This window comes from Paractinoplanes toevensis, assembly GCF_018332695.1.
Lineage (GTDB): Bacteria > Actinomycetota > Actinomycetes > Mycobacteriales > Micromonosporaceae > Actinoplanes > Actinoplanes toevensis.
In genome coordinates, this window is record NZ_BOQN01000174.1 from 17,237 (window position 1) to 29,256 (window position 12,020).

General features: G+C 69.2%; 14 protein-coding genes. 4 read left to right on the forward strand and 10 right to left on the reverse strand.

What is annotated here, in order from left to right; genetic code table 11:
• Window positions 1-186: 186 nt before the first annotated feature.
• From Ato02nite_RS48940 to Ato02nite_RS48965, 6 genes are read right to left on the reverse strand one after another with little or no spacing between them, the layout of a single operon-like run.
• The gene (locus tag Ato02nite_RS48940; RefSeq protein ID WP_213013601.1) at window positions 187-936 is read right to left on the reverse strand and encodes a DUF1932 domain-containing protein; all 750 of its coding nucleotides are present in this window, start codon (window positions 934-936) and stop codon (window positions 187-189) included.
• A complete protein-coding gene (locus Ato02nite_RS48945) occupies window positions 933-1,574 on the reverse strand; it encodes a GntR family transcriptional regulator (RefSeq protein WP_213013602.1) in 642 nt (213 codons plus the stop codon). Before Ato02nite_RS48945 ends, Ato02nite_RS48940 begins: the two co-directional genes overlap by 4 nt.
• A 7-nt stretch (window positions 1,575-1,581) precedes the next feature.
• Window positions 1,582-2,568: an amidohydrolase family protein gene (locus tag Ato02nite_RS48950; protein ID WP_213013603.1), complete on the reverse strand. Its 987-nt coding sequence runs from the start codon at window positions 2,566-2,568 to the stop codon at window positions 1,582-1,584.
• Window positions 2,565-3,518 (reverse strand): VOC family protein, encoded by a 954-nt coding sequence (locus Ato02nite_RS48955; protein WP_213013604.1) that lies wholly within the window; start codon window positions 3,516-3,518, stop codon window positions 2,565-2,567. Before Ato02nite_RS48955 ends, Ato02nite_RS48950 begins: the two co-directional genes overlap by 4 nt.
• Window positions 3,519-3,521: 3 nt before the next feature.
• Window positions 3,522-4,601: a 4-oxalomesaconate tautomerase gene (locus tag Ato02nite_RS48960; protein WP_246608218.1), complete on the reverse strand. Its 1,080-nt coding sequence runs from the start codon at window positions 4,599-4,601 to the stop codon at window positions 3,522-3,524.
• A complete protein-coding gene (locus Ato02nite_RS48965; RefSeq protein WP_213013605.1) occupies window positions 4,594-5,295 on the reverse strand; it encodes a 4-carboxy-4-hydroxy-2-oxoadipate aldolase/oxaloacetate decarboxylase in 702 nt (233 codons plus the stop codon). The genes Ato02nite_RS48960 and Ato02nite_RS48965 overlap by 8 nt, the downstream gene beginning before the upstream one ends.
• 259 nt (window positions 5,296-5,554) lie before the next feature.
• Between Ato02nite_RS48965 and Ato02nite_RS48970 the strand changes: the two genes are divergently transcribed.
• On the forward strand, window positions 5,555-6,388 hold the full coding sequence (locus Ato02nite_RS48970) for a LamG-like jellyroll fold domain-containing protein (RefSeq protein WP_213013606.1): 834 nt from the start codon (window positions 5,555-5,557) through the stop codon (window positions 6,386-6,388).
• 152 nt (window positions 6,389-6,540) lie between these two features.
• Window positions 6,541-7,242 (forward strand): hypothetical protein, encoded by a 702-nt coding sequence (locus Ato02nite_RS48975; protein ID WP_213013607.1) that lies wholly within the window; start codon window positions 6,541-6,543, stop codon window positions 7,240-7,242.
• Window positions 7,243-7,302: 60 nt separating this feature from the next.
• Here Ato02nite_RS48975 and Ato02nite_RS48980 read toward each other — a convergent pair whose 3' ends face one another.
• Entirely contained in the window at window positions 7,303-7,710 is a 408-nt protein-coding gene (locus Ato02nite_RS48980) for a VOC family protein (RefSeq protein ID WP_213013608.1), read from the reverse strand.
• A 10-nt stretch (window positions 7,711-7,720) separates the two neighbouring features.
• Entirely contained in the window at window positions 7,721-8,158 is a 438-nt protein-coding gene (locus Ato02nite_RS48985; protein WP_213013609.1) for a helix-turn-helix transcriptional regulator, read from the reverse strand.
• An 88-nt stretch (window positions 8,159-8,246) separates the two neighbouring features.
• On the opposite strand from Ato02nite_RS48985, the gene Ato02nite_RS48990 reads away from it, so the two are divergent.
• Both Ato02nite_RS48990 and Ato02nite_RS48995 read left to right on the forward strand, forming a co-directional pair.
• Window positions 8,247-9,002, forward strand: coding sequence for an alpha/beta fold hydrolase (locus Ato02nite_RS48990; protein WP_213013610.1), 756 nt, complete (start codon window positions 8,247-8,249; stop codon window positions 9,000-9,002).
• Window positions 8,999-9,727 (forward strand): VOC family protein, encoded by a 729-nt coding sequence (locus Ato02nite_RS48995; RefSeq protein ID WP_213013611.1) that lies wholly within the window; start codon window positions 8,999-9,001, stop codon window positions 9,725-9,727. The genes Ato02nite_RS48990 and Ato02nite_RS48995 overlap by 4 nt, the downstream gene beginning before the upstream one ends.
• On the opposite strand, the gene Ato02nite_RS49000 is transcribed toward Ato02nite_RS48995, so the two are convergent.
• A complete protein-coding gene (locus Ato02nite_RS49000) occupies window positions 9,724-10,959 on the reverse strand; it encodes a helix-turn-helix domain-containing protein (RefSeq protein WP_213013612.1) in 1,236 nt (411 codons plus the stop codon). The two genes, Ato02nite_RS48995 and Ato02nite_RS49000, sit on opposite strands and share 4 nt — an antisense overlap.
• 354 nt (window positions 10,960-11,313) lie before the next feature.
• Complete coding sequence (locus Ato02nite_RS49005; RefSeq protein WP_213013613.1) at window positions 11,314-11,634, reverse strand: MerR family transcriptional regulator; 321 nt, start codon at window positions 11,632-11,634, stop codon at window positions 11,314-11,316.
• Window positions 11,635-12,020 lie beyond the last annotated feature (386 nt).

The window sequence follows — 12,020 nt, forward strand, 5'->3', positions numbered from 1 at the left end:
ACAGTTACGCAGACCAATGTCTCGGCCCGAAGGGCGCAGTGTGTCCCGAGCCACTTGCAGGAACGCTAGAGCCTCGGTTACAGGATTGTCAACGATTTTGCCTGGCGTTAGCAGAGCTGTTGCGAAGCGCCAGATGGCAGGGGTCAGCGACCCCGGAACAGATTGTTAACAATCGTGACAACACTGCTAGGCGAGGTCGGCGAGCCAGTCTCGGGCGGCCCGGGTGACCCGGGCCGGCACCTCCAGGTCGCCGAGCAGGCGCTCGGCCGCCTCCATCTCGTGGATCCGGCGGACGGCATGCGTCTTCGAGCCGGTGAGCAGGCGTTCCAGCGTCGCCGCATCCGCCTTGACCAATTCTTCGGCGATGTTGCCGCGCAGCCAGTCGGACAGACCGGCCGCCTCGGCCGCGGCAGTCGCCTCCAGGACGGCCGCCGCCAGTCCCTTGTAGAACACGCTGCGCAGGAGTTTCCGGGTGGCGGCCGCGCCGACCGGCCCGTCCAGCACGGTGACCTTCGCCCCGAACGGGGCGATCGCCGTGGCGAACGCGGCGGCGGCCGGGCCGCTCGCGGTCATCGGGACGCGCAGGCCGTGGCCGGGCACCGGTGCCATCATCGCCACGTCGACCAGCCGGAGATCGCCCGCCGGCCCCACCAGCGCTTCCTTCTCGCCCGGCGAAGCGGTGTTGAGGTCGGCCCAGATCGTGCCCGGTTCGCAGCCGGGCAGCCCCTCGGCCAGCGCGTCCGGGGCGTCGGCGGCGCTGTTGAGGCTGAGCACCAGGGCCGCGCCGGCACACGCCTCGGCGGCGCTCGGGAACCCGGCAACTCCGGGGGGCGGGTCGACCCGAGGGTCGTAGCCGCGTACGTCCGCGCCGGCCGCCGCCAGGTCGGCCGAGATCAGGCCGCCGGCCTCGCCGAGTCCGAGCACCGCGATCCTCATCGTGTCTCCCCCGCATCCATGTCGCGGAGCGCCTCGATGACGCTGGCGATGTGGGCGCGCATCGCGTCCTCCGCGGCCTTCGGATCCCGTTCCCGGATCGCCTCGATGATCCGCTCGTGCTGAGGCAGTGAGATCGCCGGACGGCCGGGGTGCAGCGACAGCATGAACTGGTGCCGCACCAGCTGCCCGCGCAGCGTCTCGATGATCCCGTCCGCGGTGCTGTGTCCGGCGATGCCGCGGATCAGGCTGTGCAGCCGCGAGTTCAGGTCGCTGTAGCGGCGGAACTCGCCGGCGCTGACCGCCCGCCGCATCAGCAGCCCGATCTCGTCCAGCTCGCTGGCCTGTGCGTCGGTCACCTTGGCCGCGGCCCGCGCCGCGACCAGGCCCTCGAGCACCATACGCACCTCGGTGATCTCGACGGCCTCGTCGATCGACACCTTCCGGACGTGCGCGCCCTTGTTGCGCTCGACCTTCACCAGGCCGTCCGCCGCGAGTTCCTGGATGGCCGCCCGCACGTTGAAGCGACTCACCCCGAGCCGCTCGCACAACTGGGCCTCGACCAGGCGTTCGCCCGGCAGGTACTCACCACCGAGGATGGCGATGCGCAGTTTGTCGGTCGCGATGGTCTGGTCGGACATACATCCCCTAAGCGGCGAGCCGCGGGTAGACCCGGCGGGCGTTGTGCTCGAAGACCCGGGCGCGATCTTCGTCCGACAGGCCCAACGCCTCGACGTAGCGGCGGGTGTCGTCGAAGTAGTGACCGGTGGTCGGGTCGATGCCGCGGACCGCGCCGACCATCTCCGAGCCGAACATCAGGTTGTCCAGATCGATGACCTCGAACAACAGGTTGATGCCGGGCTGGTGGTAGACGCAGGTGTCGAAGAAGACGTTGCGCATCACGCTCTCGGCCAGCGGCGGCCGGTCCAGCATGTCGGCCAGCCCGCGGAAGCGACCCCAGTGGTACGGAACCGCGCCGCCGCCGTGCGGAATGATCATCCGAAGGTCGGGGAAGTCCTTGAACAGGTCGCTCTGGAGGAACTGCATGAACGCGGTGGTGTCGGCGTTCAGATAGGCCGAACCGGTGGCGTGGAAGTTCGGGTTGGTCACCGCCGACACGTGCACCATGGCCGGCACGTCCAGCTCGACCATCGCCTCGTAGAACGGGTACCAGCTGCGGTCGGTCAGCGGCGCCGAGTTCCAGTGGCCGCCGCTCGGGTCCGGGTTGAGATTGCAGCCGACGAAGCCCAGCTCCTCGACGCAGCGGCGCAGCTCGCCGATCGAGTTGGCGATCGGCACCCCCGGCGACTGCGGCAGCTGGCAGACCCCGGCGAAGCTGTCCGGGAAGAGCCGGGTGACCCGGTAGATCAGGTCGTTGCAGGCCTCGGCCCACTGCCGGCTGGTCGTCTCGTCACCCTCGTGGTGGGCCATGGCCGACGCGCGCGGCGAGAAGATCGTCAGGTCGACGCCGCGTTCGCGCATCAGCCGCAGCTGGCTGCCCTCGATCGACTCGCGGATCTCGTCGTCCGAAATCGTCGGGTAGGCCGGCGCCGTCTCACTCGAAAGCTGAGCCGCCCGCCACGCGGTGTGCGCCGCCGGCACCGTCGTGTAGTGCCCGTGGCAGTCGATGATCACAGGTGAGCCCCTTCGACCGGTGGTGTGCCGTGCGTGTGGAAAGAGTCGATCGTCTTCAGGCCCCACGCCTGGCCCTTCCGCCGCTCGGTCTCGGTCCAGTTCACCGGTTGCCAGTCGGGGGCGATCACCAGGCGTGCTCCGGCGTTGCACAACTCGATGCGGTTGCCGCCGGGCTCGTACACGTACAGGAAGAAGGTTTGTTGAATGGCGTGTTTGTGCGGGCCGGTCTCGATGAAGACGCCCTGCTCGAGGGCGATGTCGGCGGCCTTGAGGATGTCCTCGCGGGTGTCCGTGGCGAACGCGATGTGGTGCAGCCGGCCGTTGGTGCCGGTGCGGTCGCGGGTGTAGACGGCGTCGTAGCCCTTGTTGGTGAACGTGGTCCAGCTGCCCGCGATGCTGCCGTCGTCGAGCACGATCTGCTCGGTGACCCGTGCGCCCAGGGTGTCGCGCAGGTAATCGCGGTTGGCCTCGACATCGACACCGAGGTAGTTGATGTGATCGAGGCGTCGCACGCTGACCCCCCGGGCCGGGTAGGCCTGGGCCTGGTTCTTCAGCGCGGGCTTCAACTCCGGCGGCGGTTGATACCAGGTGCTCTCGTAGTAGAGGCCGAGCTCGTGGCCGTCCGGGTCGGTGAAGACGTAGGTGGGGCCGTAGCCGGGATCGCCGTCCTGCCAGCCGATGCCGCGACCGGTCGCCTTGATCTCCCGGACCCGCCGGTCCAGCGCCTCGGGGCCGGCCGCGCGCAGATAGGTGCGGCCCACCCCCGAGGTCGCGTGGGCGGTGAGCTTGATGGTGATGTTCTCGTAGTCGTCCCAGGCGCGCAGGAAGACCGAGTCGCCGGCCTCGCCGTTCGGGGTCAGCCCCAGATAGTTGGTGAAGAACGCGACGCTCTCGTCGAGGACGGGAGTGCGGATCTCGATGTGCGCCAGGTGCGCGATCTCATGCAGCACTGATTACTCCCTGGGGGATCCGGCGCGGGGGAACGCGACGCCGTCGAAGAGCTTGCGAGCGGTGCGGACCACGCCGGAGCGGACCACCGCGCCGTCCTCCACGACGACATCGACCAGCAGGTGGCCGGTCGGATGCTCGACGTCGATCCGGGAGGTCGGCCAGTCCGCGGTGAGCTCGTGACCGACCGCGCCGGGCAGCAGCATGCCGGTGACCACGCTGATCGCGGCCAGCACGCCGACCGACGTGTGCGGCTGCACCGGAATGAACGACCGGGTCGACAGCTGGCCGCCGTCCCGGGGCGGCGCCAGCAGGACGGTCTTGGGCACCGAGGTGCCGGCCGGATCGCCGAGGCCCATCAACTGGCCGGCCTTGCGGCGGAACGCGTCGATCCGATCCAGCAGCGGCTGATCTTCGCTCAGTTCCGGGTGCGATTCGTAGCCGGTCAGGCCGAACGACCCAGCCATCGCGAGGACTACCGGCATGCCGTTGTCGACGCAGGTCACGTCGATGCCGTCGATCGAGTCGCGGACCTGCCCGGTCGGCAACAGGCGGCCGGTCGCCGAGCCCTCGGTGTCGGTGAAACCGAGGATCACCGGGGACGCGGTGCCGGGCACCCCGGAGATGGTGACGTCACCGCGGTATTCGACGCGGCCTTGGGGAGTGGCGAAGGAAGCGACGGCGACACTGTCCGAATTGACCATTCTGATGCGTACGGATGTGTCGTCCCCGGAAACCGGCACCAGGCCGCGTTCCACCGCGAACGGGCCGACCCCCGCCAAAATGTTGCCGCAGTTCTGCCGGTCGCTGACGGTGGGCTCGTCGACGCCGAGCTGGAGAAACAGGTAGTCGATGTCGGCGGCCGGATGCTCGGACCGGGAGATCACGGCGACCTTGCTGGTCAGCGAGGTGGAACCGCCCAGGCCGTCGATCTGGCGCGGATCGGGCGTGCCCATCAGGCGCAGCAGCAGATCGTCGCGCTCCTCGGTCCGCGCGGGCAGATCGGCGGCCTCGAAGAACAGGCCGCGCGAGGTGCCGCCGCGCAGCATCATGCAGCGCACGCCGGTGCTGTCGTAATCAGTCACCTTTGACGTACTCCTCGTAGGAGACGTACTCGATGCCCAGCTCGGGCAGGCGCCGGCGCAAGCCGTAACGGTCGAGGCCGAGCTCGCCCTCGGCGAACGCGGCCCGGGTCGCCGCCTCCTTGTCGAGGCGGGCCTTGGCGGCGGTCAGGGCGCGCGGCACGTCGGCGCGCGGCACCAGGGTGACACCGTCGTCGTCGCCGAGGATGACGTCGCCCGGGTGGATGGTCTGGCCGCCGAGCACGATCGGCACGTTCACCGCGCCGGCCGTCGCCTTCACCGAGCCCTGCGCGCTGATCGCGCGGGACCACACCGGAAAACCCATTTCCCGAAGATCAGCCACATCGCGTACGCCACTGGCCAGCACCGCGCCCCGGACCCCGCGCTGCCGTAGCGCCCCGGCGAAGAGCTCACCGAAGAGGCCGTCGGTGGACGGCGAGTTGGTCGCCACCACCAGCACGTCGCCGGGCCGGCACTGCTCGACGGCCACGTGGATCATCAGGTTGTCGCCGGGCCAGCAGACCACGGTCACCGCGGTGCCGCCCATCTTGGCGCCGGGCCAGGCCGGGCGGAACTCGGGGCCCAGGTAGCCGACCCGGCCGAGGGCCTCGTGCACGGTGGCCACGCCGTATTCGCCCAGGGTCTCGGCCGACTCGATGTCCGCCCGGGGCGGATCGGTGACTACGACGGTCCTCATGTCGGCCTCCCCTTGGCTGTGCCCGCGGACCCAGCCTAGGGCCCGGAGGCCGATTGTCAACAATCGAGGTGACAGGTTTCTTGAGTCATTCCAATTGTCCTGCGCTACTGCGCACCGATTGTTGACAATCCTGGCCGCCATCCTGTTTCCGGCGGCCGCGGGTCTGGGCGTTTACCGGTCGGGCCACTCGTCCGAGTGGTTTGTGGAGCGATAGAGGCTTGGATTCGGCGTCTGCGTCGACAATCCGGACAATATCCGCATGTTTCGCATCAGGTGGTGGCTCGCCCTGCCGGGCGTGCTGCTTCTCTCCGCCGGTCTGCTCCTCGCCCGCCACGACTCGCTGGCCACCCACTCGGCCGCGCTGCGGGTCCCGCCCCCGGTCGCCGGCGTCCTCCCCAGCATTCCGCCCTTCCCCGAGCCGGTGTCGCCGCGCATCGCGACGGCCGCGACGCCGGTCACCGTTCGCTACACGTTCGACGGCGGCATCCACAAGCCGATCACCGACATCAACGGCGGGCGGCAACTGCGTCCCCTCGGCGAGAACGGGGGCGCGCTCCGACTCGTACCGCAAGGGTTGGGGTTGGCCGTCGCCTACCCGGACCGATGCACCCTGGCCAGCGATGCGGATTGCCCGCGGGCAATCCTCGAGGGCTTCCGGGACGACAGCCTCAACCCAGGGACAAGACCGATCGAGTACGGGGCATCGGTGCTGATGACACGCGGGGACCTGGCCGACGGGGCGAACGTGGTGCAGAAGGGCTACTCGGTCGGCGGGGTCAGCCAGTACAAACTGCAGGTGGACCACCGGCTGGGCCACCCGAGTTGCGTGATCGTCGGGCGGCGCGGGGGCATCTATCGGGCCGAGCCGTGGCTGGACGTCGCCGACGGAAGCTGGCACAGCCTGACCTGCCGGCGTGCCGAGGGGCGGTTGACCCTCTCGGTCGACGGCGTGCCGCGAGCGTCGGTGCGGGTCCCGGCCCGGGTCGCGATCGCCAACGCCGAGCCGCTGCGGATCGGCGGAAAGGGGCCGGCCGAGGGCAACGATCAGTTCGCCGGCGAGATCGACAACGTCTTCGTCAGCATCGGCGGATAAGCACTGGAAGATGCACTCTGCATATGCCGCCCGATCGTGTCACTTCGGCGTTGCTAGATAAGGGTCAAAATGGACAAAGCGGGTATAACGATGCCATGGTCCTCGAAAATGTTACGACACGAATTCGTGCGCGGCGGATCGCTGCGCTTTCCTTGACGATGGTCGCGGCGGCCGGGCTGGCCGTCAGCGCCCAGCCGGCCAGCGCTGCCTCGCACCGCCCGTGCGGGGTAGACAAGCACAGCAACCTGGCCGGGGTGGAAAAGGTCGGCACCGCAACCGCCGCCATCGGTGCCGACGGGGTCAAGCTGACCACGTCCCGGACGGTCGACACCGACAAGGTGTCGTGGAAGACCCGGTTCCTGCTGCCGGTGGCGGCCGACTCGGTCAACGAGATGAACTACGAGACGGTGAAGCTCGACACCTACGTCGACGACACCAACCAGACCGTCAACAACGCCGCGCTGCCGTCGTACCACATCTACGTGCGCACCCGGGCCGGCGCCGAGGCCACGCTGGTCTACGAGCCGTACTACAACCTGCCGTCGAACCCGCAGCGCAACGTCCGCACCGAGTGGGACGTCACGACCGGCAAGCTGTGGACGTCCGCCACCACCCTCAACGGCGTCACGGGCGTCGGCGGCGGCAGTTACGCGACCAACAAGACGCTTGCCCAGATCATCGCCACCAACCCGGGGCTGACCGTCACCGGCATCGGCTGGGGCCTCGGCACCTACAACCGCGGCGTCGTGGCCATCCTGGACGACCAGCGGTTCGCCACCAAGCTGACCTGCACCGACCACCAGTGGTCCACGGGTTTCAGCACCGGCATCTTCTGGCCGGGCTGGCTGTTCTGACCGGTCTCTGACCCGTCTCTGATCCGTCGATGCCCGGAGGGCGCTGCCCTCCGGGCATCTTCAGAGCTGGCTGATCCGGACCATGTTGCCGGCCGGGTCGCGGAAGGCGCAGTCGCGGACGCCGTACGGCTGGTCCATCGGCTCCTGAACCACCTCGGCGCCGGTCGCCTGGATGCGGTCGAACGCACCGGAGAGGTCCTCGGTCGCCAGCACGATGCCCGCGTAACTGCCCTTCGCCATCATCTCGGCGATCGTGCGGCGCTCGGCGTCGGTGATGCCCGGGTCGGCGGCCGGCGGGTTCAGCACGATCGAGGTCTGCGGCTGATCCTTCGGGCCGATCGTGATCCAGCGCAGGTCGCCATAGCCGACGTCGTTACGCACCTCGAACCCGAGGGCGTCCCGATAGAAGGCGAGTGACTTCTCCGGATCGTCGGCCGGCAGGAACGTCTGGTGAATGAGAATGCTCATGCCGATCACGTTAGGTGGCGCGGCCGGGGACTGCTTCTCGATTCCTGATCGGCCGGGTGATCTGCTTGGCGACACAGGCCGGGATGCCGGCCGCGTCCTCGGCGGCCATCCGTCGGTAGACGCTCGGTGACATGCCGACGAGTTCGGAAAAACGCGTACTGAAAGTGCCGAGCGACGAACAACCCACGGTGAAGCAGACGTCGGTGACCGACAGGTCGCCGCGGCGCAGCAGGGCCATGGCCCGCTCGATCCGGCGGGTCATCAGGTAGCTGTACGGCGACTCGCCGTAGGCCGCCCGGAACTCCCGGCTGAGATGACCGGCCGACATGTGCACCCCACGGGCCAGCGCCTCCACGTCGAGCGGCTGTGCGTAGTCCCGGTCGATCCGGTCCCGCACCCGGCGCAGCAGCGCAAGCTCCTTGAGCCGCGCGTCAGTTCTGCCAGTCACGCCCTACAGCCTGCCCTGTCGGCAGTGCCGCTGCCCAGCCCTTTCGCCCCGCTGGCCGATCTCTCTGGTTACGTTTAGCATCGCAGAGATGACGATCAGTATGCGGGCCGGTGATCCGCCCCTGATCGTGTTCATCGCGGCCCTGGGCCACGGCGGCGACGTGTGGAAACCCGTCATCGACCGCCTCCCCGGCGCGGCCGTCCTCACCTACGACCGTCCCGCCTGCGGTGATGCGCCGCCGCGCCACGCACCCAACCCGCCGCTGCCGTTCAGCGCCTTCGCCGACGAACTGGCCGAGCTGCTGGACGGGCAGGGCGTCACCGAGCCGTTCGTGCTGGTGGGGCACTCGATCGGTGGCTCGATCGCCCGGTTGTTCGCCCAGCGTCACCCCGAGCGCGTGGCCGGCATGGTGTTCCTGGAGGCGTCGCTGCCGCAGAGCCTGACCTGGCCGGAAACAGACTTCCTGGTGGACGGCGACGACCCCGGCGCCACCACGGTCGACGTGATCGCCGGCCACGTGGAACTGCTGCAGGTCTCGCCCCTGGACGTGCCGGCCGTCGTCGTCACCCGCCGACGCCACTGGTGGATCCCGGAGTACCGCTACATCCCGCACCCGGCGATAGACGATCTGTGGCACGTGAGCCAGCAACTGCTCGCCCGCGAGTGGCGGGCACCGCTGATCGTCGCCGAGAACTCCGGCCACCACCTTCCGGTGGACGTGCCCGACCTGGTCGCCTACGCGGTGAACGCGGTCGCGGTCGCGGTCCGCACCGGCGATTCACTCGCGCTGGACGCCCACGTCGTGGCTGAATTGGGCGGGACAGCCTTGGAGGATTCCCCATGATCGGTACGTTGCGTACGGTGGTGCTCGATGCACCCGACATCCGGCGGCTGGCCTCGTTCTATTCAGCCCTCGCCGGTTCGGCCTTCGCCGGGTCGGCCTTCGCCGGTTGGACCGAGAGGTACTCCGGTGACGACTGGATCGCGCTGGAGACCGGGGACGAGTGGCGCGTCGCCATCCAGCTCAGCCCCGATCACGTGGCGCCCCGGTGGCCCGATCCGGCGTACCCGCAGCAGGCGCACCTCGACCTGCGCGTGCCCGACCTGGAGGCCGGCTCGGCGCAGGCGGTCGAGCTCGGCGCCGAGCTGCTGCGCAAGAACGAGAAGTGGTACACGCTGGCCGACCCGGCCGGGCATCCGTTCGACCTGTGCCTGTCGTCGACCGCTGGCACGGGCTTGATGCTCGACTGCCCCGACGCCAAGGAGCTGAGCGCGTTCTACGCCGAACTCCTCGGCAAACCCGTCACCTACGAAGGTGAGGGTATGGCGATGATCGGCGAGGACGGGAAACAGCCGGTGATGTTCCAGCAGATCACCGACTACCGGGCGCCGCGCTGGCCCGACCCCGCCCACCCGCAGCAGTTCCACCTCGACGTCACGGTCGACGACATCGAGGTGGCCGAACCGGCGGCGCTGAAGCTCGGTGCCACCGCGCTGCCCTTCGCCGGCGACAACTGGCGGGTCTACAACGACCCGGCCGGCAAGCCGTTCTGCCTCTGCTGGGACTAATTGACCTGCATGCGTTCGGACAGCGCGCGCAGCTCGGTGCCGCCGGCCTGTCGGCGGGACCGCTCGAGCAGAACCCGGATGGCCTCCGCAAGCTCGACCGACGTGCGTACGTGCTGCGGCGCGATCCGCTCCGCGACGAGCAGGAACCGGATCGCCTCCCGATCCCGCCCGCCGACCCGGGCCAGGGCTCGGGCGGTGTCGGCGTAGTAGAAGACCTGCCGTACGCCGGCCGGGATCGCCGCCGGATCGGTGCGCCGGGCGATCTCCACCACCAGCGCCGGGTCGCCGTCCTCGACCTCGATGCTCATCCGCCAGATGTCCACATTGGTAGGACCGAAGAACAGGCCCTTGGTGTCGGTCTCGCCGGTGCGGCGGGCCAGCACCGCCGCCTCGGCCAGCCAGTCGCGGCTGTCGTCCAGCCGATGCCGAAACCGGCTGGCCAGCGCGGCAACCAGGTGCAGCTGTCCGAGAACCTCCGACCCTCCCGGCCGGCCGAGGTGCCGGCCCAGATCGCCGGCGGCCCGCTCGGCAAGCGTCTGCCCCCGCTGGTAGGACCCGCAGGCGATGGCCGCGCCGGCCAGGGCGTACGCCGCGTAACCTCGCAGCAGCGGGTCGTCGGCCGCATCGGCCGCGTCCCGGCACCGCTCCGCGGCCAGCCAGGCGTCCGAGGGATGCCCAAGGCTGCGCAGCACCGACGAGGCGATGTGGGTAGCGTCGCAGAGCAGCCGCAACGCCTCAGGATGATCCGGCCCGGCCGTCTCGGTGTGCAGAGCGCGCAGCAGACCCGGAAGCAGGCGAGCGGCACCGGCATAATCGCAGGCCGCGTGCAGAGCGTCGGCGAGGGCAACACGACGGCTCAGCTCGGCCACCGGCGGGGCGCCCCCGGGCGGCGCATCCTCGGCCGGCGCGTCCCCGGCCGGCGGCTCGGTCAGGTCGATATCGATGAGGGCCCGACGCAAACCGAGTACCCCGGCCTGAGCCGCCGCAGTGGTCCGGTCCGGCGCAGGAACCCCGATCCCGGCGAGGTCCGCGGGCGCACATTCGAGCGCCCCGGCAATGGCCGCCAGCGTGAACCGGTTGTCAGCCGCCTGCAGCCCCCGTTCGATCCGACTCCAGGTGGCATGCGAAACCCCAGCCCGACTGGCGGCAAACCGAACACTCCACCCCCGAAGCAGCCGCCGCCCCCGAATCCGCTCCCCAACAGCCGGATCAGCACCACGCCGAGGACTCATACGCTGAAGTTAGCCCGGCTACCGCGCCCGGTGGTGCACACCTGTACCAGGACTGGGCAGGGCTGCGGGAGGCGTCACCGCCAGGACACTCCTTGGAGCGGACGCGGAGAGGCACGGGAAATATTGCCTGGTGAGCCGTCCCGGCGGTTCAGACTCGGAAGGTGGAGACCAGGCTGCTCAGTTCGGTGGACATGCGAGCGATGGCATGCGGCGGGCTTTGCTGCCGGCTTGACCTGCGTTCAGTCGAGCTGATCGCGGTCGGCTGAGTCGACGGGTCCCGCGGGAATCCAGGTCGGGTTGGGATACGACAAACGGTCCCTCTCGTGGTGGAGAAGGGACCGTCAGGCGTACGGATCAGGCGGCGTTGGCTGGCTGCTGATGCTGGTGGTTCTGGTTGTGCAGCAGGGCTTCTTCCAGCTGGTCTTCGAGGATGATGATCCGGCAGGCGGCTTCCAGAGCAGTGCCGTGGTCGACCATCTCCCGGGCTCGTGCGGCGAGGCGCAGTTGGTAGCGGGAGTAGCGGCGGTGTCCGCCGGCGGAGCGGAACGGGGTAAACAGTTTCGCTTCGTCGAGGCGTCGCAGGAAGTCCTGCGAGGCGCCGACGATCTCCGCGGCGCGGCCCATCGTGTAGGCGGGGTAGTCGTCGTCGTCGAGCATGTCGTCGGGTTGGGCCATGCATACCTCTTCATGACGAGGGCCCCGGCGCACGAAGCGCCGGGGCCCAGGGGTTACGGGTTGATACACCATCTACCGACAGGTTCGTCGGCTTGTCGTTTCCACACCTAGCCGCTATCGGCGGCGTCCGGCGAGAGGATCGCATAAGCGTGACCGGAGTCCATGTGACGTGCGATGGCACTACGGTGTCCACCTCAGAATTACGACTACGTTCTGACGGCGGGCGATCCAACGGTGTTCTGCCCTCCCTTTCCTCTGCTTTCACTGACTGTGTTGCTACCCCGCCGGTGTAGGAGCCCCACGCAAACTTCGTGGCCCGCACACGTACGGCGGATCTTCCCGCATCAGACCGGGCCCAGGAAACTGCATCGGCCCTGCCTGCATTT

Bases quoted from the DNA above. Each gene is read 5' to 3' on its own strand.
- Ato02nite_RS49005 (WP_213013613.1), bottom strand. From the start codon at position 11,634: ATGGCCCAACCCGACGACATGCTCGACGACGACGACTACCCCGCCTAC.
- Ato02nite_RS48965 (WP_213013605.1), bottom strand. From the start codon at position 5,295: ATGAGGACCGTCGTAGTCACCGATCCGCCCCGGGCGGACATCGAGTCG.
- Ato02nite_RS48945 (WP_213013602.1), bottom strand. From the start codon at position 1,574: ATGTCCGACCAGACCATCGCGACCGACAAACTGCGCATCGCCATCCTC.
- Ato02nite_RS48995 (WP_213013611.1), top strand. From the start codon at position 8,999: ATGATCGGTACGTTGCGTACGGTGGTGCTCGATGCACCCGACATCCGG.
- Ato02nite_RS49000 (WP_213013612.1), bottom strand. From the start codon at position 10,959: ATGAGTCCTCGGCGTGGTGCTGATCCGGCTGTTGGGGAGCGGATTCGG.
- Ato02nite_RS48990 (WP_213013610.1), top strand. From the start codon at position 8,247: ATGACGATCAGTATGCGGGCCGGTGATCCGCCCCTGATCGTGTTCATC.
- Ato02nite_RS48980 (WP_213013608.1), bottom strand. From the start codon at position 7,710: ATGAGCATTCTCATTCACCAGACGTTCCTGCCGGCCGACGATCCGGAG.
- Ato02nite_RS48940 (WP_213013601.1), bottom strand. From the start codon at position 936: ATGAGGATCGCGGTGCTCGGACTCGGCGAGGCCGGCGGCCTGATCTCG.
- Ato02nite_RS48970 (WP_213013606.1), top strand. From the start codon at position 5,555: ATGTTTCGCATCAGGTGGTGGCTCGCCCTGCCGGGCGTGCTGCTTCTC.